The organism is Lysinibacillus sp. GbtcB16, assembly GCF_019091145.1.
Classification (GTDB): domain Bacteria; phylum Bacillota; class Bacilli; order Bacillales_A; family Planococcaceae; genus Lysinibacillus; species Lysinibacillus fusiformis.
In genome coordinates this window covers 1-363 of the sequence record NZ_JAGXJV010000182.1, presented here as the reverse complement: position 1 = coordinate 363, position 363 = coordinate 1, and the positions used below count along the sequence as shown (strand labels likewise).

The window sequence follows — 363 nt, the reverse complement described above, 5'->3', positions numbered from 1 at the left end:
CAATCAATATTTCAAAACAACTAAATATGCAAAAATCGAATTAACAAAGATGTGTGAAGAGCAAAATACATTACTAGTATTTGAAGCTATTAAACGTGCTATTGATGGTGAACCGGACAAGCCTATTGCATACATACAAAAAACTATTAAAAATTGGAATGCTGCTAATTGCGAAACTTTAGAAGATATTCAGAAGTTTGAAGAGAAACATCGCGAAAAGAAAAAACAGAGCAAACCAAAATCTAACTATAAATCTAAAAATAAATCGGTACGTAGTGAAATGGTTCCAGGATGGGTTGGTAACGAAGATACTGCTGAGAGTAGTGGACAAGTCCCTGAAGATTTAGAGGAAAATCAAAAACG

At 33.1% G+C, this 363-nt stretch carries 1 protein-coding gene; it reads left to right on the top strand.

The window, feature by feature from the left end:
- Positions 1–49 precede the first annotated feature (49 nt).
- Positions 50–363 (top strand): DnaD domain protein (locus KVT27_RS23910; RefSeq protein ID WP_254636271.1); only part of this gene is annotated, 314 nt, incomplete at its 3' end.